Source organism: Paraburkholderia sp. J7 (genome assembly GCF_905220155.1).
GTDB lineage: Bacteria > Pseudomonadota > Gammaproteobacteria > Burkholderiales > Burkholderiaceae > Paraburkholderia.
Map to the genome: position 1 here is coordinate 13,504 of NZ_CAJMYZ010000011.1, position 18,562 is coordinate 32,065.

At 66.7% G+C, this 18,562-nt stretch carries 19 protein-coding genes; 7 read left to right on the forward strand and 12 right to left on the reverse strand.

The features are described from left to right. Positions 1-89: 89 nt before the first annotated feature. Entirely contained in the window at positions 90-1,340 is a 1,251-nt protein-coding gene (locus U5A58_RS18710; RefSeq protein WP_321962570.1) for an aminotransferase class I/II-fold pyridoxal phosphate-dependent enzyme, read from the reverse strand. 156 nt (positions 1,341-1,496) lie between these two features. On the opposite strand from U5A58_RS18710, the gene U5A58_RS18715 reads away from it, so the two are divergent. Further along, positions 1,497-2,375 (forward strand): LysR substrate-binding domain-containing protein, encoded by an 879-nt coding sequence (locus U5A58_RS18715; protein WP_321917915.1) that lies wholly within the window; start codon positions 1,497-1,499, stop codon positions 2,373-2,375. Between the two features lie 43 nt (positions 2,376-2,418). Here U5A58_RS18715 and U5A58_RS18720 read toward each other — a convergent pair whose 3' ends face one another. From U5A58_RS18720 to U5A58_RS18735, 4 genes are all read right to left on the reverse strand, one after another. Then, positions 2,419-3,069: a hypothetical protein gene (locus tag U5A58_RS18720; RefSeq protein WP_321962571.1), complete on the reverse strand. Its 651-nt coding sequence runs from the start codon at positions 3,067-3,069 to the stop codon at positions 2,419-2,421. 234 nt (positions 3,070-3,303) lie between these two features. Further along, complete coding sequence (hutC, locus tag U5A58_RS18725) at positions 3,304-3,999, reverse strand: histidine utilization repressor (protein ID WP_321962572.1); 696 nt, start codon at positions 3,997-3,999, stop codon at positions 3,304-3,306. A gap of 29 nt (positions 4,000-4,028) precedes the next feature. Next, positions 4,029-5,564, reverse strand: coding sequence for a histidine ammonia-lyase (gene hutH, locus U5A58_RS18730; RefSeq protein ID WP_321949147.1), 1,536 nt, complete (start codon positions 5,562-5,564; stop codon positions 4,029-4,031). A gap of 124 nt (positions 5,565-5,688) precedes the next feature. Further along, positions 5,689-6,621 carry a LysR family transcriptional regulator gene (locus tag U5A58_RS18735; protein WP_321962573.1) on the reverse strand — a complete coding sequence of 311 codons (933 nt, stop codon included), beginning with the start codon at positions 6,619-6,621 and terminating at the stop codon, positions 5,689-5,691. 116 nt (positions 6,622-6,737) lie between these two features. On the opposite strand from U5A58_RS18735, the gene U5A58_RS18740 reads away from it, so the two are divergent. Together U5A58_RS18740 and U5A58_RS18745 are read left to right on the forward strand one after the other, a co-directional pair. Continuing rightward, positions 6,738-7,643, forward strand: coding sequence for an NAD-dependent epimerase/dehydratase family protein (locus U5A58_RS18740; protein ID WP_321962574.1), 906 nt, complete (start codon positions 6,738-6,740; stop codon positions 7,641-7,643). A gap of 106 nt (positions 7,644-7,749) precedes the next feature. Further along, on the forward strand, positions 7,750-7,932 hold the full coding sequence (locus U5A58_RS18745) for a hypothetical protein (protein ID WP_028208331.1): 183 nt from the start codon (positions 7,750-7,752) through the stop codon (positions 7,930-7,932). Between the two features lie 71 nt (positions 7,933-8,003). On the opposite strand, the gene U5A58_RS18750 is transcribed toward U5A58_RS18745, so the two are convergent. The 3 genes from U5A58_RS18750 to U5A58_RS18760 are packed head-to-tail and all read right to left on the reverse strand — an operon-like array spanning position 8,004 to position 9,566. Then, positions 8,004-8,744 (reverse strand): thioredoxin family protein, encoded by a 741-nt coding sequence (locus tag U5A58_RS18750; protein WP_321962575.1) that lies wholly within the window; start codon positions 8,742-8,744, stop codon positions 8,004-8,006. A gap of 34 nt (positions 8,745-8,778) precedes the next feature. Beyond that, positions 8,779-9,117, reverse strand: a complete 339-nt coding sequence (locus tag U5A58_RS18755; protein WP_321962576.1) for an SRPBCC family protein — start codon at positions 9,115-9,117, stop codon at positions 8,779-8,781. Then, positions 9,117-9,566, reverse strand: coding sequence for a metalloregulator ArsR/SmtB family transcription factor (locus U5A58_RS18760; protein ID WP_321962577.1), 450 nt, complete (start codon positions 9,564-9,566; stop codon positions 9,117-9,119). The genes U5A58_RS18755 and U5A58_RS18760 overlap by 1 nt, the downstream gene beginning before the upstream one ends. Positions 9,567-9,707: 141 nt before the next feature. On the opposite strand from U5A58_RS18760, the gene U5A58_RS18765 reads away from it, so the two are divergent. Next, positions 9,708-10,103: a hypothetical protein gene (locus U5A58_RS18765; RefSeq protein WP_321962578.1), complete on the forward strand. Its 396-nt coding sequence runs from the start codon at positions 9,708-9,710 to the stop codon at positions 10,101-10,103. 121 nt (positions 10,104-10,224) lie between these two features. Here the strand turns inward: U5A58_RS18765 and U5A58_RS18770 are convergent, their stop codons facing one another. Next, the gene (locus tag U5A58_RS18770) at positions 10,225-11,625 is read right to left on the reverse strand and encodes an NCS2 family permease (RefSeq protein ID WP_321912285.1); all 1,401 of its coding nucleotides are present in this window, start codon (positions 11,623-11,625) and stop codon (positions 10,225-10,227) included. Positions 11,626-12,157: 532 nt separating this feature from the next. Between U5A58_RS18770 and U5A58_RS18775 the strand changes: the two genes are divergently transcribed. Together U5A58_RS18775 and U5A58_RS18780 are read left to right on the forward strand one after the other, a co-directional pair. Then, on the forward strand, positions 12,158-13,195 hold the full coding sequence (locus U5A58_RS18775; RefSeq protein WP_321962579.1) for a PRC-barrel domain-containing protein: 1,038 nt from the start codon (positions 12,158-12,160) through the stop codon (positions 13,193-13,195). A gap of 11 nt (positions 13,196-13,206) precedes the next feature. After that, the gene (locus U5A58_RS18780; protein ID WP_321912289.1) at positions 13,207-14,460 is read left to right on the forward strand and encodes an MFS transporter; all 1,254 of its coding nucleotides are present in this window, start codon (positions 13,207-13,209) and stop codon (positions 14,458-14,460) included. A gap of 183 nt (positions 14,461-14,643) precedes the next feature. Here the strand turns inward: U5A58_RS18780 and U5A58_RS18785 are convergent, their stop codons facing one another. Further along, the gene (locus U5A58_RS18785) at positions 14,644-15,117 is read right to left on the reverse strand and encodes a DUF3331 domain-containing protein (RefSeq protein ID WP_051482004.1); all 474 of its coding nucleotides are present in this window, start codon (positions 15,115-15,117) and stop codon (positions 14,644-14,646) included. A 792-nt stretch (positions 15,118-15,909) separates the two neighbouring features. Further along, positions 15,910-16,818: a LysR family transcriptional regulator ArgP gene (locus U5A58_RS18790; RefSeq protein WP_321962580.1), complete on the reverse strand. Its 909-nt coding sequence runs from the start codon at positions 16,816-16,818 to the stop codon at positions 15,910-15,912. A 143-nt stretch (positions 16,819-16,961) separates the two neighbouring features. Between U5A58_RS18790 and U5A58_RS18795 the strand changes: the two genes are divergently transcribed. After that, a complete protein-coding gene (locus U5A58_RS18795) occupies positions 16,962-17,579 on the forward strand; it encodes a LysE/ArgO family amino acid transporter (protein ID WP_321962581.1) in 618 nt (205 codons plus the stop codon). A gap of 46 nt (positions 17,580-17,625) precedes the next feature. On the opposite strand, the gene U5A58_RS18800 is transcribed toward U5A58_RS18795, so the two are convergent. Continuing rightward, a complete protein-coding gene (locus U5A58_RS18800; RefSeq protein WP_321962582.1) occupies positions 17,626-18,555 on the reverse strand; it encodes a hypothetical protein in 930 nt (309 codons plus the stop codon). Positions 18,556-18,562: the final 7 nt, after the last annotated feature.

Sequence of the window (18,562 nt, forward strand, 5' to 3'; positions counted from 1 at the left end):
GGCAACCTCGCGTGAGTTTGGCTACATTCGTGGGCTACGTCTGCCGTTGTAGCACATCGACGCGAGAGCCGCCGAGCCGGCCCTGAGCGCTACGCCGTGCGTTCGTCGACGGCGCGCAGCAGCGAAAGCGCGATGCCCTCGGCGGCGAGGCGCACCTCGTCGAGCGACGGATACGACGGCGCAATCCGCAGATGGCTGTCGTGCGTATCGACGCCATACGGAAACGCCGCGCCCGCGGGCGTGAGGACGAGGCCCGCCGCCGCCGCGAGTTCGACGGTGCGCCGCGCGCAGCCCTCGGGCGCGTAAAGGCTGATGAAATAGCCGCCGCGCGGCGCGTTCCAGCTCACACCGGGCACGGCGGCGAGGCGCGCGCGGAACACCTCGTCGACAGCGTCGAACTTCGGCTTGAGAAGCGCTCGATGGCGCGCCATCAGTTCGGTGAGCGTTGCGCGGTCGCGCAGAAAGCGCACGTGGCGCAACTGGTTGAGCTTGTCCGGCCCGATGGTGCGCACGGCCGAATGCCTCTGCCACCAGGCCACGTTGCGCGGCGCCGCGGCGAGCCACGCGAACGCCCCGCCGCCGAACGTCACTTTCGAAAGCGATGCGAACATCTGCGCGCGCTGCGCATGACCCGCCGCCGCGCAGGCCTCGAACACGTCGAGCGTCGCAAGCGCTTCGTCGGTGAGAGGGTGGAAGCGGTAGGCATCGTCCCAGAAGAGACGGAAGTCGGGCGCGGCTGGCATGGCGGCGAGACGCCGTATGACCTCGTCGGACCAGATCGCGCCCGTCGGGTTGCTGTAGAGCGGCACGCACCACATGCCCTTGATCGACGGATCGTCGCGCACCAGCGCTTCCACGCGGTCCATGTCGGGGCCGTCCTCGCGCATCGGCACGGCGATCATGCGCACGCCGAGCGCCTCGCAGATCGCGAAGTGGCGGTCATAGCCGGGCACCGGGCACAGGAAGGCGATCTCGCCCTGCGCGCGCCACGGCGCGCCGATGTCCGCGCCCTCGCCCACCGGCACGCCATGCAACAGCGCGAACGTCAGCGCGTCGTGCATCAGTTCGAGGCTCGAATTGCCCGCCGCGATCACCTGCGCGGCCGGCACGCCGAGCAGTTCCGCGCCCAGCTCGCGCGCCTCGGGCAAGCCGCTAGCGAGGCCATAGTTGCGGCAATCGAAGCCGTCGCGCGCGAGGTACCCCGCCTGCCCCGCTTCGTCGATGAGGGCCTGCGAAAGATCGAGCTGCTCGGGCGAAGGCTTGCCGCGCGACATGTCGAGCCGCATGTTCAGTTGCTGGAATCGTTCGTAGGTTAAATCGACGGGCGGCGACATCAACATGGGCTTCTCCCAGAAGCGAAGAACTGCGGCTAAGAACTGCGGCGAAGGGCTGCGCGGGGAACGGCGCGAAAGGTCGGTACGTCCCCAGTATCGGCCTGCCCCCGCGTTCAGACAAACGCGTTATATTGAAGCCTTCTATCAATTTTTCTTATACCAATGAAGACCCTCGACCTCGACGTGCTCGCCATGGTGGTGGCCGTCGCCGACGCCGGCAGCTTCGTGCGCGGCGCCGCGCTCGTGCACCGCTCGCAGGCGGCGCTCAGCATGCAGATCCGCGCGCTCGAGGAATCCATCGGCAAGCCTCTCTTCATCCGCGCGCCGCGCAGCGTCACGCCCACGCCCGACGGCCAGACGCTCATCGCCTACGCGCGGCGCATGCTCGCGCTGCGCGACGAAGCGTGGGCCTCGCTCGCGCACCCGGAGGTGACAGGCCGCGTGTCGATCGGCGTGCCCGACGACTATGCGTCTTCCCTCATGCCGCCGGTGCTGCGCAAGTTCTCGGCGAACTGGCCGAAGGTGGAAATTCAGGTGATCGGGCTGCCGAGCAGCGCGCTCATGCCGCTCCTGAAAGACAACAAGATCGACCTCGCCTGCATCACGCGCACGCACGGACTGGCGGGCGAGTTCATCCGCTTCGAGCCGATGGTGTGGGCCGCACCGCCCGCGGCGGTCAGCGCGGCGAGCGGGCGCGAGATCTGGCGCGAGCGCCCGCTGCCGGTCGCCCTCTTCGGCGGCGGCAGCGTCGCGCACACGAACGCGATCCAGGCGCTGGAGCGCGCGAAGATCGCTTATCGCACTTCATATGAAAGCCCAAGCCTGATGGGCCTGTGCAGCATGGTGGCCGCGGGTCTCGCCATCGCGCCGCTTGCGCGCTGCGCGGTGCCCGAGACGTTCGTCACGCTCGGCCGCCAGCATGGCCTGCCGGCGCTGCCCGAGCTGGAAGTGGTGCTCGCACGCAGCGCGCGCTCGAACCGCCCGCCGTGCGACTTTCTCGCCGATCAGATACTCACGGAACTGCGCGTACAGGAGCGCTGATTCATCAGACGACGCTGCGTCAAACGATGATTCGGGCAACGAATCATTCGTCGCCCAGCCGCGAAAGCAGCGCGTAGAGGCGCGAGACATGCCGCAGCAGCATCTCGCGATGTTTCTCGATCTGTTCGAGCCGCCCTTCGAGATCGGCGCGCACGCGCTCGTCAGGGTCGGCGTAGTTAATGACGTCTTCAATGCGCGAGCGCAGCACCGCAGGCTCGACCGGCGGCACGCTCAGGTAGCGCTCGAGCTTGCGCACGTCCTGCGCCGCGAGATCGCGGATCTTGCGCATGCCCGCAAGACGCCGGTGCGCGTCTGTCGTAGCCGGCGCCTCCTCGCGCTTCGCGCCCTGGCCGAAAATCGGCTCCACGCGCAGCACGGGCGCCTTGCGCACCGGATGCGCCGTGCCGCGAAAACGCGCGCGCGGCGTCTCGCTCGCGATCGCTTCGCGCGTCTCGTCGGGCACGTCGGTGCTCTCGTGCTTCACGTCCATCCAGCCTTCGGGCAGGCCCGTGACGGCTTCCACGCCGCGCACGAACTCCGCGCTGAAGTCGCGCTCGCCCGACACGATCAGCTTCATGTAGCTCGCGGAAAACGTCATCATGCGCGCGAGCCGCGTCGCAGACCCAACCTCGCGCGTGAGCAGCGCCAGATTGGCCCGCCACATCGGCATGAGCGTGGCGTTGGCATCGTCCATTACGGAGCTCCTCCTTCGTTCGCGTCACGTCTCAATAATACGGGCTGCGGCGCTGCACGCGCGATTTCCCGCGCCGTCCGGCCCGATTGGCGCGATGTTGTCGGCGATCTGCAACGGCAGCAAGACGCATGCCGGCGCAAATCGGCCGGGTACGCGAAATAGGCTGAGGAAACGGCGGTGTGCGGCGCAGCGCGGGGGGGCGCGCGCCTGGGCGGCCCCACCTAGGCGGCCCCGCTAGAAGTGCCCGGTGAAGCGGTAGCGGCTGCCCGGATGCCACAGATTGGCGACCGAAGCGACGAGCCCGCGCGAGCGTGTGCGCCGGTGCAGCACGAGGCACGGCTCGGACTCGCCCATGGCGAGGTGCGCGCGCGTATCGGCCTCGGGGGCGAGCGCCTCGATGCGGTACTCCACGCCCTGCAGCGGCGCGACATGCACGAGGTACTGGTTCGGCGTGATATGCGTGAAGTCCTGCGCCGCGTAGTCGGGCGCGATCGCGGGATTGACCCAGCGCTCTTCGAGCTGTACGGGCTCGTCGTTCTCGAAGTGGAGCACGCGCGAGTTGAACACCTGGTCGTTCGCGGCAAGCCCCATTTCTACGGCGAGCGCCTCGTCGGCGTGATGCACGCCAATCTCGAGCACCTCGGCGCGGTAGCGGTGGCCGCGCGCGAGGATTTCGTCGGAGATGCTGCGGATGGAGACGAGCGTCGACTCGTACTTGGGCCGCGCGACGAACGTGCCCGCGCCCTGCACACGCGTGAGCACCTGTTCCGCGGTGAGTTCGCGTAGCGCCCGGTTCACGGTCATGCGCGCGACCTTGAACTCGCGCGCCAGTTCGTTCTCCGATGGCACCTGGTCACCCTCGCTCCACTCACCGGCGTGAATGCGCGCGAGGATGAAGTCCTTGATGCCCTGGTATGCGGGAGCGTTCATCGCATTGGCCCGTGCCGCAGCAACGCGGCTTAGCGCGCCTCGGATTCGAACGAGAGCGGGCTGTGCGAAGCGATCGCGCCGTTCTGCACGAGACGCGTGATCGCTTCGATGTCCGGCGCGAAGTAACGATCCAGATCGTAATGCGGCACTTCGGCGCGCACCGACTGCATCACGTGCGCGAGCGCCGGGCTCGTGTGGTGCGGCGCGCGCAGGTCCACGCCCTGGGCTGCCGCGAGCAACTCGATCGCGAGAATGTTGGCCGTGTTGTCGGCGATATCGGCGAGCTTGCGCGCGGCGAACGTCGCCATCGAAACGTGGTCTTCCTGATTCGCCGAGGTCGGCAGCGAATCGACCGAGGCCGGATGCGCGAGCGTCTTGTTTTCCGAGGCGAGTGCGGCGGCCGTGACGTGCGCGATCATGAAGCCCGAGTTCACGCCGCCGTCCTTCACGAGGAAAGGCGGCAGGCCCGACAGCGTGGCGTCGATCAGCAGTGCGATGCGACGCTCGGCGAGCGCACCGATTTCGGCTGCGGCCAGCGCGAGATTGTCGGCGGCGAAGGCCACCGGCTCGGCGTGGAAGTTGCCGCCCGAGAGCACTTCGTTCGTTTCCGGGAAGATCAGCGGATTGTCCGACACCGCGTTCGCCTCGATGAGCAGCACCTGCGCCGCGTGGCGCATCTGGTCGAGACACGCGCCCATCACCTGCGGCTGGCAGCGCAGCGAGTACGGGTCCTGGACCTTGCCGCAATCGCGGTGCGAGAGATTGATCGCCGAGCCTTCGAGCAGCGTGCGATAGGCCGCGGCTGCATCGATCTGGCCGCGATGGCCGCGCAGTTCGTGAATGCGCGCGTCGAACGGCTTGACCGAGCCGGCCGCTGCATCCACGCAGAGCGCGCCCGACACGAGCGCCGTGCGGTACAGGTCTTCGATCGCAAACATGTTGTAGATGGCGAGCGCGGCGGATGCCTGCGTGCCGTTGAGCAGCGCAAGACCTTCCTTTGCCTGCAGGGCGAGCGGCTTGAGGCCCGCGGCGGCCAGACCCGCTTCGGCGCTCGCGCGTTCGCCGCGGATGAACACTTCACCAATGCCGAGCAGCACCGCCGACATATGCGCGAGCGGCGCGAGGTCGCCCGAGGCGCCCACCGAGCCCTTCACGGGAATGAGCGGCAGCACGTCGGCGTTGAACAGCGTGATGAGCGCGTCCATCACTTCGCGGCGGATGCCCGAGTAGCCGCGGCCCAGGCTCGAGAGCTTCAGCGCCATCAGGAGGCGCACGACCGGACGCGACATCGGCTCGCCCACGCCCACGGCGTGCGAAAGCACCAGGTTGCGCTGCAGCAGTTCGAGCTGGTCGCTCGGGATGTGCGTGCTCGCCAGACGCCCGAAGCCCGTATTGATGCCATAGGCGGGCTCACCTTTCGCCGTGATCTCGGCAACGGCGCGCGCGCCGGCGTCGATGGCCGCGAAGCTGGCCGGATCGAGCTCGAGCCGCACTGCCTCGCGCGCGATCTGGCGCAGTTGGGGCAGGGTCAGATGGCCGGGCGTAAGGCGAAGGGTCGGGAGCATGGTCGAATCCTGTCTATACAAGTCGCGAAAGTGGCCGAAGTCTAGCCTGGCGCGCCTGTCTATACAACTCCTCTTTGCGGCCCTTGTGGCCTGGGACTATCCACGAGAAGACCGCGAGCGACCGTCACGCATCGAGTTGCAGCCTGCCCCCAATAAACGCGAGGAAGCACTGCACGCGCGCCGCAAGCGCCGCGCTGCGGTAGTACACGGCGTGGATCGGCTGGCGCGATTCGATCAGCGCGTCGTCCAGCACCGTGACGAGGCGTCCCGCCCCACGGTCGGCCGTGGTGAGGAAGTCGGAAAGGCACGCGATGCCGCTTCCGGCGAGCGCGAGCTGGCGTATGGTCTCGCCGCTCGACGCCGAAAGCGCGGGCGCGATGGTGTAGCCGGGTTCGGCTTCTTGCGTCCTTGCGGCCGCGCCCGCCTCGTCGCCGCCGGCCGCACGCAGCGGCCATCCGTTCAGATGCGCGGGCGCCGTAAAACCGATCAGCCGATGTTCGCGCAACGCGGCCACGCTGCGCGGCGTGCCGTGCGCCGCGAGATAGGCGGGACTCGCGACGATGCGCAAACGGCTCGTGCCGAGCGAGCGCGCGTGCAGCGTGGAGTCCTGCAGCGTGCCGATGCGAATGGCGATATCCACGCGCTGCTCCAGCAAATCGACGATGCGCTCGTTATTCGTGAGCTCGAGTTCGATCTCGGGATACGCCTCGGCAAACGCCGCGACGTGCGGCACGATGCAGTGAAGCATGAACGGCGTGGCCGCATCCACGCGCAAGCGCCCCGAAGGACGCTCGCGGTGGCGCGTGACGGCCTCTTCGGCATCGGCCATCGCCGCGAGAATGGCGCGGGCGCGATCGAGGAACAGCTCGCCCTCTTCCGTGAGCTGCAAGCGCCGCGTGGTGCGCAGAATCAACGCGACGCCCAGTTGCTTTTCGAGCCGCGTCAGCGCGCGGCTCACGCCGGATACGGTTTGCTCGAGCTTTTCGGCGGCGGCGGTGATCGACCCCGCATCGATCACGGTGACGAATACGAGCAGTTCGTCGGTCGACGTCTTCATCGTTGCTATTGTTGATTTGCAGTCAAGATTCATTTGAGACTAACACGGTTTTTGCAAACGCCGGATGCCCCGATACTGACTTCCATCGCAATCGAGCACAGGACCAGGAGCAACCCATGAAAGTATTCGTGACAGGCGCAGGCGGTTTTATCGGCGGCACGATCGCGGCGCATCTCGTGCGCGCGGGCCACACGGTGCGCGGCCTCGTACGCCGCCCCGAGCAGTTCGCCGACCTCGAAAAACTCGGCATCACACCCGTGCAGGGCGATCTCGACGACCGTGCGACGCTGATGGAGCAAGCACGCGCCGCCGACGCCGTGATCAACGCGGCCAGCAGCGACCATCGCGGCGCGGTCGAGGCGCTCATCGACGCGCTCGCAGGCTCCGGCAAGACGCTTCTGCACACGAGCGGCTCGAGCATCGTGGGCGACGCATCGGGCGGCGAAGCGACCGATCGCATCTATTACGAAGACGCCCTGCCCGAGCCGACCGCCGACAAGGCGCCGCGCGTGGCCATCGACGATCTCGTGCTCGCGGCGGCGGCGCGCGGCGTGAAGAGCGCCGTGCTGTGCAACACGCTGATCTATGGCGTGGGCGCCGTGCCGGGCGCCGCAAGCGTGCAACTGCCGCGGCTCATCCGTCAGGCGGAGAAGAGTGGCGTGATGCGCCACGTCGGGCGCGGCCTGAATATCTGGTCGAACGTGCATGTCGACGACGTGGCCGAACTCTATCGGCTCGCACTCGAAAACACGCCGGCGGGCACGTTCTACTTTGTCGAAAGCGGCGAAGCGAATTTCCGCGACATGACCACGGCGCTCGCCGAAGTGATGGGTCTCGGCGCACCGCAGGACTGGCCGCTCGAAGCGGCGATCGAGGAATGGGGTTACGAAATGGCGTCGTACGGCCTCGGCTCGAACAGCCGCGTGCGCGGCGAGCGCGCCCGCAAGCTGCTCGGCTGGCAGCCGCAGCGCACCTCGGTCACCGACTGGATTCGTAAAGAGATGCCAAAACCGCAAAGATAAGTGCTGTAGAGCACGTTATTGTTGCGTATCCGTAAGGTCGATTCGCTAGAATCCGAGCGTCTTGCACTAGCCGCTGGCGCGTTGCGCGCCGGCACCGGATACGCCGATGCTACTCGCGCTGAACTTCTACTGGCTGACCAATCTGCTGGCCGTGCTGTTCATCGTCGCGTGCCTCTACGACACGCGCTACGACGAATATGGCACGCTGACGCTCGCCGCCGGCGCGATGGGACTGATCGTGATGGCGATCGAAGTGCTGCTGCGCCCCGCGTTCGAGATGTCGCTCTAGCCCATTTCTTACGCTGACATCGCAGCAGCCTTTCGCTGTACTAACAACCGTCTGTCTTCATTGCGCGGCAACTACTGCCTCTCGTGCGCACAGCACGATGACTGCGCGGGCGCATCTTCATAGCGATCGTGGTGACGCATCCACTCGCGCATGTCCTTCTCTTCGTTGCGCCCCTTCGCGGTGAGTTCCAGCATCGCATACGTCCCGATCAGCATGTCCCCGCCGCGCGCGTATGTCGAATACGTGTGGTACACGTTGCCCGCTTCGTCGCGATAGAACGCGCTGACGCCGGGCAGTTCGTCGCTCATGTATTCCTGCTCGGTGTAGTTGTAGATTGCCTTGCCGCGCGCCTTGTCGGCTTCGCTGAACGACACGTGATAGTCGAAGTTGAAGTCGCTCGCATTCGACGATACCCACGGAAAACGCCAGCCCATGCGCCGCTTGAACGCCTCGATCTTCGCGAGCGGCGCGCGCGACACGGCCACGTAGGTCACGTCGTGATGCTCCAGATGCGGCAGCATGCCGTCCACGTGGTCGGAGAGGAACGAGCAGCCTGGGCACCCCTCTTCCCAATCCGGTCCGAGCATGAAGTGGTAAATGACCAGCTGGCTGCGCGGCCCGAATAGCTCCGCAAGCGTGCGCGAGCCTTGCGGCGTGTCGAACGTATAGGTTTTCTCGACTTTCACCCACGGCAGCGCCTGACGCTTCGCCACCAGCGCGTCGCGTGCATGCGTGAATGCGCGCTCCTCTGCCAGCAACGCCTTGCGGGCCTCGAGCCATTCGGCCTCCGAAACGATCTTGTGCGTCTCCATCGTCCAATCCTCCTTTCGGTTACATGCGCGCCGTTCAGGCGAACAGCGCCACCAGGTGATCGATCGCGCTTGTCCAACCCTCGTTATGCGAATCGCGCGCCGCTTCGTCGAAGAAACGTTCGTGTTTGAGCGTGAGGTCGGTGGCGGCCCCATCGGCGCGCAGCGTCACCGTGACGAGCGACTCGCGCTCCGGCGTGCTGCGCCACGCCCACGTAAATACGAGCTTTTCGTCCGGCACGACTTCGAGATACGTGCCGCTCACGTCGTGCTCCTCGCCGTTCGCGCCGCGCATGATCACGCGAAATCGCCCGCCCACGCGCACATCCGCTTCAGCGTGGATGCAAGTGTTGTCGAGCGGTTGCATCCAGCGCATCAGTTGCGCCGGCTGCGTCCACGCGGCGTAGACCTTCGCGGCAGTGGCGTTGAGCCGCCGCCGGATGGTGAGACTTGGAGCTTGCCAGGTGCCGGGTCCGGCTGCGGGCTGGGTAGACATGCATCTTCCTCCACGAAAGCGGCGAGTCGATCGAGCGTTTCGCTCCAGAAGCGTTGATAGTGCGCGAGCCACTGCATCGCGTCCTCCATCGGCCCCGCGGCGAGCCGGCACGCCACAGTGCGGCCGGTTTTCGCGCGCGTGACGAGGCCCGCCTGGGCGAGTACGTCCAGATGCTTCATGACCGCGGGCAGCGACATCGCGAACGGCTGCGCGAGCGCGCTCACAGAAAGATCGTCGTGCTGCGCGAGGCGCGCGAGCAGCGCGCGCCGCGTGGGATCGGCGAGCGCCGCGAAGGTGCGGTCGAGGGTGTCGTCTTCATACTTAACCATGCGGTTAAGCATAGACGGCGAGCGCGCGATGTCAAGGAAAGCGTCGGCATGGACCTGCGGCGGTGCGCACGACTGCACAGCCGCCACTAGAATGGCCGTTTCACCGCGCCGCGCATTTCCCCATCTCTGCCACGTCACGCCATGCCGTCCAAAATCCGCAACTCGCTGCTCTGGATCTTCGACGCCTTCGAGCGCGAGCCCAGCTACCTCTGCAAGCCCATGTTCGGCTGCGACGCCGCGTATCTGGACGGCCTGCTGTGCCTCGTGGCCGCCGACCGCGACGCGCCGTTCAACGGCGTACTCGTCTGCACGTCGCGGGAGCACCATGCGTCGCTCATCGAAACGATCCCGGCGTTGCGAGCGCATCCCGTGCTCGGCAAATGGCTTTATGTGCCGCAAGCCGATGCGGCCTTCGAAGATACCGCCGCGACGTTGAGCGCGCTTGTCCTCGCGCGCGACTCGCGCATCGGCGTGGAGCCTAAACCGCGCAAGCCACGCAACGCGGGCAAGGGGCGTAACAGCGTGCTGCCGAAGTAACGCGCCAAAACATCACGCGCCGAAAGCCACACGGCCCGCGCCGCCGTGAAGCGACGCGGGCCGTGCAGCCGCCCGGGCGGGCCGCCGTGGCCGCCGGGCGAATGACCGGGTCATCCAGTGATCAGATGGCCCAGCCGCCCAGGTAGAACGCGGCCAGCACGCCGGCGATCACCACCGTGCCCACATTCAGCTTGCGGATCTCGCCGCTCACCACGCGGCCGATCACGAGCGTGCAGAAGCCCAGCATGATGCCCGTGACGATGTTCGCCGTGAGCACGATGAACACAGCGCACACGAGGCCCGACATCGCATCGACCATATCGGCCATGTCGAGGCGGCTCACGCTCGACAGCATCATGAGGCCCACGTACATCAGCGCAGGCGCCGTGGCGTACGAGGGCACGAGGCCCGCGAGCGGCGCGAAGAACATCACCGCGAGGAACAGCACGCCCACCGTCGCGGCGGCGAGGCCCGTCTTCGCGCCTGCGGCCACACCCACCGTCGATTCGATATAGGCCGCCGCCGGCGCGCCGCCCAGGAAGCCCGAGAAGATCGAGCTGACCGAGTCGGCCGTCAGGGCCCGCCCGCCGTTGACGATACGTCCGTTCGCGTCGAGTTGACCGGCCTGCCCCGCCACGGCGCGGATCGTGCCGGTCGCGTCGAACACGGCCGTCATCACGAGTGCCAGCACGCTCGGCAGCACGGCGAGTGAGAGCGCGCCCTTGATATCCATCGCACCAATCAGCGAGGCATGACCCGGCGCCGAAAGCGACGGCCACGCGAACACGCCGTGAAAGCTCACGGCCGGGTCGATGGCGAGACCGAGCGCCGAGATCGCGACGATCACGATCAGGATCGAGCCCGGCACGCGGCGGCGCACGAGGCCGAAGATCGCGGCGAGGCCGACCACGGAAAGGATCACGGGCAGCGAGGTAATGTGGCCGAGCGAGACCGGCAGGCCCGCGCCCGGATTCTTGACGACGAGGCCCACGTCATTGGCGGCGATCAGCAGCAGGAACAGGCCGATGCCGATGCCCGTGCCATGTGCAATGCCGTGCGGGAGGTTGCGCAGGATCCACGAGCGCACGCCCGTCACCGAAATGCCCGTGAACACGAGGCCCATGAGGAACACCGCGCCGAGCGCCACTTCCGGCTTCAAGCCCTTGCCGAGCACGAGGCCGAAGGCCGTGAACGCCGTGAGCGAGATGGCGCAGCCGATGGCGATCGGCAGGCGCGCCCACAGGCCCATGAGCAGCGAGCCGAACGCCGTGGTCAGGCACACGGCCACGAACACGGCGCTGGTGTCGAAGCCCGCCTTGCCGAGCATGCCCGGCACGACGAATACGGAATAGACCATCGCGAGGAAGGTCGTGACGCCCGCAATCGCCTCCTGGCGCAGCGAGCTGCCGCGCGCGGCAATGTCGAAATAACGGTCGATGAAGCCCGAGGCCTCGCCCAACTCGATGGGCTCGGCTTCGGCGGCGGTCGTGCCGGCAAGCGGCTGCGCGTGGGGTTCGATCATGGTGAGTGCCTCCTTTATCAGCATGCTGAAACGGTTCACGGCTCACCAGCCGATCCGTCATCAGGTTTGTCTCGAATGATGTAGTTGTGTCGACGCGTTGCCGGCGCCTGGCTCAACGTCCGGCGCTCATCGTTTTGACATCTCTTTATGGATGGAGCGAAGGTTAGGCGAACACGTTATGCGCTCCCATCGCATGAGTCGCATTGAGTTCATGCCGCGATGCTTATATGCCCGTGTACTGGGCGCGCCGCGCAGGCTGGCCCCGCGTTTACACCTGGACGTACCCGGAAGCCCCTGAACGCGGCGCGGGCGCTTTTCAGGGCGGCCTGACCTGTTTCGTCTGACGAAGGCGCGACGAATCGCCATCGCTACGGCTCGAGCGGGCCTCCTGCCACCCGGCGCGGCGTTTGCGGCACGTCAACCGCGTCGTCATTAAGCGGATCGGCCTGGCGCGCGGGTTACACTCACGCATCCCGACCTGGTTTCCCCCCGCCGCGCGCGTCGCGCCGGCTGCTCCAAGGAGTTTCAGTAGATGAGACGCGGCATCTTGCGTTCCGCACGTCCTGTTTTTCACTTTCCGTACGCCCTGACGCTGCTGATGCTGCTCACGCTTTCGGGCTGCAGCCTGTTCCGGCCGGCCCCGCCGCCCGAGCCGGAAGCGCCCGTGGCCACGGAGCCCGAGCCGGCCGCAAGCGAGCCCGAGGCCGCGTCCGCGCCGGAGGCCGCGAGCGAGCCGGAAACGGAGAGCACAGTGAGGCCTGCGCCGAAGAAGCCGCGGCCCGCGCTGGTGCGCCGCCCCCGTCCGGCGCCGCCGCCGCCCGCGCCCGCGAGTGCCCCGCCGGCACCGCCCCGGCCGCCGCTCGTGCAGGTACGCACACTCGAGCGCGGCACCTTCCGCACGCTGCTCGACAGCGAAGTCCAAAAAACCGACGGCAAGGTCGTGGGCCGTGCCGTCGACATGGTCACGGGCCCCGGCGGCAAGCCGGTCGACGTCGTGGTGAACCTGCAAGGCTTCATGGGCATTGGTGACCGCAAGGCCAACTTCCCGTGGAGCGGCGTGCGCGTGAACACCCAGGCAAAAACGCCCGCCATCACGCTCGCCCTGCCCGCGAGCCAGCTGCAGGTGCCCGACCGGCCCAAAGCCGGTGCGCCGCAGCCCGGCAACCCCGAGGCAAGCGCGACGCGCCTGCCCATGCTCGACGCGGACGTGGAGCGCGCCAACGGCGCCAAGGTGGGCCGCGTGGTGGACGTGCTGCTCGACGGCAGCGCCGCCCCGCAGGCCGTGGTACTCGACGTGAGCGGCACGCTCGAGAAGCGTCATACGATCGCGGCCGACTGGTCCGCGCTGCGCTTCGTCACGAAGAACAATGCGCTCGAGGCGCAGCTCGAAATGAGCGATCAGCAGGTGGATGCCTCGCCGCCCTACGCTCCCGACCAGCCGGTGCACGCCGTGACGCCCGCGGCTCCTCCGCCCCCGGCCGCCCCGGCTGCACAAGCCGCCCCGCCGGCCCAAGCCGCGCCCGCTGCATCGCCTGTCGCCTCCGCAGCCAATGCCCACGGTGCCAAATGACGGACGGCACCATGCAACAACCCAATCCAGACCCGCGCAGCGTGCGCGCGCTCGACTGGCTGAACTTCTTCGTAGCGAACGTGCAGACGGGCTTCGGACCGTTCATCGCGTCGTATCTGGCATCGCACAAGTGGACGCAGGGCGAGATCGGCCTCGCCCTTTCGGTGGGCACGATCAGCGCGATGGTGAGCCAGGTGCCGGGCGGCGCAGCGGTGGATGCCCTGCGCAACAAGAAGGCAGCCGCCGCGTGGGCGATCATCGCGATCATCGTCTCTGCCGTGCTGCTCGCCGCGAGCCCGACCGTCGTGGCGGTCATGGCCGCCGAGGTGTTCCACGGCTTCGCCAGCTGCATGCTCGTGCCAGCCATGGCGGCGCTCGCGCTCGCGCTGGTGGGCCGGCAGAACCTGGGCGACCGGCTCGGCCGCAATGCGCGCTGGGCCTCGATCGGCAGCGCGGTGGCCGCCGGGCTGATGGGCTTGTGCGGCGAGTACTTCTCGCCGCGCTCCGTGTTCTGGCTGACGGCCGCGCTCGCGCTGCCCGCGCTCGTCGCACTTGCGATGATCAAATACGACCAGAATGCCGCTTACGCCAAACCCGCGGCCAAGCCCGGCAAGGCTGGCGCCGCGGCGGGCTCGGGCGAAGCTCGCGAGACGATTTTCGACCTGCTGCGCGACCGGCGCATGCTGACCTTCGCGGCCTGTGTGGTGCTGTTCCACCTCTCGAACGCCGCGATGCTCAACCTCGCCGCCGGCGAGGTGACAGCCGGCATGGGCGACAACGTTCAGCTCGTGATCGCGGCGTGCATCATCGTGCCTCAGGCCATCGTCGCGCTGATGTCGCCGTGGGTGGGCCGCACCGCCCAGGCCTGGGGGCGCCGCCCCGTGCTGATTCTCGGCTTTTGTGCGCTCCCGCTGCGGGCGCTCCTGTTCGCGGCCGTCGGCAACCCGTACTTCCTCGTGCCGGTGCAGATGCTCGACGGCCTTTCGGCCGCCGTGTTCGGCGTGATGCTGCCGCTCATCGCCGCCGACGTGGCGGGCGGCAAGGGCCGCTACAACCTTTGTATCGGGCTCTTCGGACTTTCGGCGGGGATTGGGGCCACGCTCTCGACGGCGCTTGCCGGCTTTATCGCCGACCACCTGGGCAATACGGTGAGTTTCCTCGCGCTCGCGAGCGCGGGCGCCGCTGCGGTGCTGATGGTCTGGCTTGCGATGCCCGAGACGCGCGACGCGCTCGAAGAAGAAAACGCCCGCGACGCCACGGTTTGAGCGGTGCGCCGCCGCAGCGGGCGCCGGTTGCGCCTGCCCCGGCGGACGGTGGCAACCCGCTTTTGTCGGGACGCACGAAAACCGGCGCCCTCAGGGCGCCGGTTCGTGCAAATTCATGACGGTGGCAAGAAAGAGGCAAACCTCGCAAACCCGCGCGGGCGACCGGTACGCCCGTGCAGCCGCTCAGGCGGCCAGTGCCTCGTCCAGACGCGCCGCGACGACGGCGTTGGGAAGGTTGTCGAGCTTGCTCGCGAGGATCATCGCGTCGGCGTTGGCCGGACGATGACGGCGATTCGGGCTCGGCCGGAACACCGCGTCGCCGCGGCGGATCTTCTCGCCGGTCAGTGCGCAAACGGCGCTGCGGCGCGCTGTGCAAACCCGCCACAACTGGTCGGAGTACCGGCCATAGGTGGCGTCGCTCCAGCAAACGGTGATGCTGTCCGGATCATGCCGCCGGATCAAGGTAATGCCCTGCGCGTCCCACGAACGCACGGTGGCGCGCCGCCGGTTGGCCGCCTCCGAAGCGCCGCGTGTGATGGGTACCGGTTTGCAGCTTCTGCCGCCTTCGAATTCGCTGTCCAGGCTTAGCGGCTCGGAAGCCGCGGACAGAAGGTCAATGGTTTGTTGCCAAACGCTGCCGGTATCTAATTTCGTCATAATGCACCTCGTGCACGTGGAAACGATTCAAATATGCCGGTCGAATAAGCACTCTGCCACGTCCGGATTATAGCGTGTCCAACTCGCAATCCACAGGAAAAACGCAATTTTCACACGATAATGCCAAACGCAAAAAACGAGATGGCGGAGCTTTCAGTTCCGACTGTAAGCCTCCAATGTTGGTTTCTTTACATCCGTGAACTTTTTTGCCGATTTGATGATACTTAACAATCCCACTGCGGAAAAAATAACCGGTTTCTGGCTTGATGTCACTAGCGGCGTGACTTTCGAACATAACTGAATTGTTACAGCGCCCGCTGCGCCCCATGGACGCATGCCGCCCGAAACGCCCGCCCAGTGCCCGTCTGACGGCCGATACGCGGAACACACCGGCTCCACTCTTACACACGACACGTGACCGATCAATGAAACGCAATGCCCTATTCGACATAGGTGCATCAGACATATCACATACTAAACGTCAGTCTATTGACCGTAATATTCTCGCACGAAGCTTGCATCATCCTGTGCATCGAATATCGAGACATTCCACTATTCGGAATAGCAATTAATGGATTTTGAATATTCCTTTAGCGGCTTTGCTACCTGTCAATCCTGTCATTGTGCGATGCGCACCATACGAATAGCAACAAAGCGGTGATGTTACAAGCACCGTCATCTGCACCGAAAGAATGCACACTAAACCACCATTGAATCCGCGGTTAAAGACAAACGAATGAAGATATCGCGCGGTGCGTCTTAGGTGCGTCTTAGGTGCGTCCTGGTTTCGCCTCAGGTGACGCGGCCCTGATCGAGAAATTCGCCCGCGCGTACCCTGAGCATCGCGCCGAAGTCATCGAGCCAGCCAATGGAAAGCCGCCAGCTCTGCCAGTAGAGTTCGACGTCGAGCGCCCGGCCCGGCGTGAGCTCAACGAGTTCGCCGCGCGCGAGATGCGGCGCGATCATGCGCTCGGGGCACATGCCCCAGCCCAGACCATTCAGGCAGCAGCGCAGAAAACCGGCCACATGCGGAATCCAGTGCAGCGGCGCATCGATCTGCGCACGCGTGATGCGGCGAATGAAGCGCTTTTGCAACTGATCCTTGGGATTGAACTCGACGCACGGCGCGCGGCGCAGCGTGTCGCGCGTCACGCCCTGCGCGAAATACTGCTCGAAGAACGCCGGCGAGCACACCGCGAGATAGCGCATGCGGCCAAGGCGTGTGGAGCGGCAGCCCTGCACGGGCTCGGCCTGCGTCGTGACGGCGCCTTGCACGCTGCCGTCGCGCATGCGTTGCGCGGTGTGATCCTGGTCGTCGATCACGAGATCGAGCAGAATGCCGCGCTCAACGCAGAAGGCGGCCACGGCGTCGATGAACCAGGTGCCCACGCTGTCGTCGTTCACCGCCACCCGCAGCGTCGGCCGCGCTGCCCCCAGCGCGCTCGTGAAGGTCGGCATCGCCCCGCCCAACTCCGCCTCGAGCAACTGCACGCGCTCCGTGTGACGGCACAGCAGCGCACCCGAAGCCGTCGCGACGCAAGGCTGGCCGCGTTTCACGAGCACGGTGCCCACGCGCTCCTCCAGCAGCTTCACGCGCTGCGAGACCGCCGACGGCGTGACGTTGAGCGCGCCCGCGGCACGATCGAACGAACCATGCCGCACGACGGCGGCGAGCGCATCGAGCAAGGCATAGTCGAGCATTAGCGTTCCTTAATCCGGTTAATGAAAATGAGCTGTTCTTATGCAACTCATGGCGGCAGACTAGCGCCATTCCCTGTCGATGTCCAACGATCGCAGGCGCCGCGCACCGCGCCGCCCGCGCTCCCACTTTGCCCGCAACCGTCATGAACTGGCTCGCTTTCACTCACGGCGCGGCGCTTTGCGCCTCGCTCATCGTCACGATCGGCGCACAGAATGCGTTCGTACTGCGTCAGGGCATCCTGCGCTCGCACGTCGGCAAGATCGTCCTGCTTTGCACGCTGTCCGACTTCGTGCTGATCGGCGCGGGGGTGGGCGGCGCCTCGGCGCTCGTCGAGCGCTATCCGACTTTCGTGCACGTCGTGCTGTATGTGGGGCTTGCCTGGCTCGTGTGGTTCGGCATTGGCGCACTGCGGCGCGCGGTGCGCCCTTCGCACGCGGTGCTGGAAAGCCATGCCGCGACGGATGCGCCCGAGCAGCGCGCGTGGCCGATCATCCTCATGACGCTCGCGTTCACCTGGCTCAATCCGCACGTGTATCTCGACACCTTCCTGCTGATCGGCACGGCCGGCGCGCGCGAACCGCAGGGCAGCCGTCTCGCCTTTGCGATCGGCGCCATGTGCGTGAGCGCGGTATGGTTCGTCGCGCTAGGCTACGGCGCGCGTGCGCTCGCGCCGCTGTTCCGGCGTGCGAGTGCGTGGCGCGTGCTCGACGGCGCCATCGGCGGCATGGTGCTGTTGATCGCCTTTGCGCAATTGCGCTAACACGCGCGCCCACTAAGCACACGGTTGGCGATCGGCGCATGCGCCGCTACTGCGCGGCGCCCTTCGCCTTCTGCTGCAGCAGGCCCTCGACGAGTTCCGGCGACATATAGTGCGGCCCGTCGAAGAGATACACGCGATAACCGTGATAAGCCTCGAGCTGCGGCGCGAGTTCCGCGGCCGTGGCTGCACGAAAGCCCCCACCCTGCTTGGGGCGGAACGCCTCCGCAATGATGCGCACGCGCTTGTGGCCCAGATGCGCCGATAAGGCGTCCGCGTATTCGCGCGCCGCCGCCGGGCCGCGCGCATAAACACCGCAGCCGTCCTGCAGCAGCACGCCGACATCTTTCGGCAGCCAGGTGTCGAGCCATTTCGCCAGCGCCTCGCCGCCCATGTTGCTGGTGTCGTACACGCTGATCCACAACGGATGCGGCAGCTTTTCCAGCAGCGGCGCCATACGTGGCGCGTCGGCCCAGGTGGGATCGACTTCGACGGGGAAATACCAGCCCGTGATGTGCACCGGCGGCCGCACGGCCGCGAGCTTCAGCGATCGGTCGACCAGCGTTTCGAGGTTCTCGCGCGCTTTCTTCTCGTCCGAATAGCCCGCAAGCCCGACGATCACGCCGCGCGCCCATGGTTCATTGGCAATGCGCACCCAGTCGGGCACGCGCGGCGCGGGAATGCCCGCGCCCGCCATGAACGCGACGTCGTCCACGGCGATCCATTGCACCAGCAGCTCGTTCACGCCTAACCGGTCCCAGTCGCCGCGCAGGTCGAGATGGTCGTTATCGGGCTGCCAGACGATGCCTTGCGCGAGCGCATCGGCGTGTGCGGGAACCTGCAGCGTGCAACCTGCAGCAGCCAGCGCGCACAGTGCCGCGCCTGCCAGACGCACGCAGCGCCGCACGACGCACGAACGCTTTCGTGCGGCTTGTGCCGCGTGGCCCGCATTGCCATGGGCCGTTCTTCGCACGATCATCAGGTTT

Excerpts from the sequence above, each read along its gene's own strand:
- U5A58_RS18710 (WP_321962570.1), bottom strand. The coding sequence starts at position 1,340 with ATGTTGATGTCGCCGCCCGTCGATTTAACCTACGAACGATTCCAGCAA.
- U5A58_RS18715 (WP_321917915.1), top strand. The coding sequence starts at position 1,497 with ATGAAGACCCTCGACCTCGACGTGCTCGCCATGGTGGTGGCCGTCGCC.
- U5A58_RS18720 (WP_321962571.1), bottom strand. The coding sequence starts at position 3,069 with ATGGACGATGCCAACGCCACGCTCATGCCGATGTGGCGGGCCAATCTG.
- hutC (WP_321962572.1), bottom strand. The coding sequence starts at position 3,999 with ATGAACGCTCCCGCATACCAGGGCATCAAGGACTTCATCCTCGCGCGC.
- hutH (WP_321949147.1), bottom strand. The coding sequence starts at position 5,564 with ATGCTCCCGACCCTTCGCCTTACGCCCGGCCATCTGACCCTGCCCCAA.
- U5A58_RS18735 (WP_321962573.1), bottom strand. The coding sequence starts at position 6,621 with ATGAAGACGTCGACCGACGAACTGCTCGTATTCGTCACCGTGATCGAT.
- U5A58_RS18740 (WP_321962574.1), top strand. The coding sequence starts at position 6,738 with ATGAAAGTATTCGTGACAGGCGCAGGCGGTTTTATCGGCGGCACGATC.
- U5A58_RS18745 (WP_028208331.1), top strand. The coding sequence starts at position 7,750 with ATGCTACTCGCGCTGAACTTCTACTGGCTGACCAATCTGCTGGCCGTG.
- U5A58_RS18750 (WP_321962575.1), bottom strand. The coding sequence starts at position 8,744 with ATGGAGACGCACAAGATCGTTTCGGAGGCCGAATGGCTCGAGGCCCGC.
- U5A58_RS18755 (WP_321962576.1), bottom strand. The coding sequence starts at position 9,117 with ATGCGCTGGATGCAACCGCTCGACAACACTTGCATCCACGCTGAAGCG.
- U5A58_RS18760 (WP_321962577.1), bottom strand. The coding sequence starts at position 9,566 with ATGGTTAAGTATGAAGACGACACCCTCGACCGCACCTTCGCGGCGCTC.
- U5A58_RS18765 (WP_321962578.1), top strand. The coding sequence starts at position 9,708 with ATGCCGTCCAAAATCCGCAACTCGCTGCTCTGGATCTTCGACGCCTTC.
- U5A58_RS18770 (WP_321912285.1), bottom strand. The coding sequence starts at position 11,625 with ATGATCGAACCCCACGCGCAGCCGCTTGCCGGCACGACCGCCGCCGAA.
- U5A58_RS18775 (WP_321962579.1), top strand. The coding sequence starts at position 12,158 with ATGAGACGCGGCATCTTGCGTTCCGCACGTCCTGTTTTTCACTTTCCG.
- U5A58_RS18780 (WP_321912289.1), top strand. The coding sequence starts at position 13,207 with ATGCAACAACCCAATCCAGACCCGCGCAGCGTGCGCGCGCTCGACTGG.
- U5A58_RS18785 (WP_051482004.1), bottom strand. The coding sequence starts at position 15,117 with ATGACGAAATTAGATACCGGCAGCGTTTGGCAACAAACCATTGACCTT.
- U5A58_RS18790 (WP_321962580.1), bottom strand. The coding sequence starts at position 16,818 with ATGCTCGACTATGCCTTGCTCGATGCGCTCGCCGCCGTCGTGCGGCAT.
- U5A58_RS18795 (WP_321962581.1), top strand. The coding sequence starts at position 16,962 with ATGAACTGGCTCGCTTTCACTCACGGCGCGGCGCTTTGCGCCTCGCTC.
- U5A58_RS18800 (WP_321962582.1), bottom strand. The coding sequence starts at position 18,555 with ATGATCGTGCGAAGAACGGCCCATGGCAATGCGGGCCACGCGGCACAA.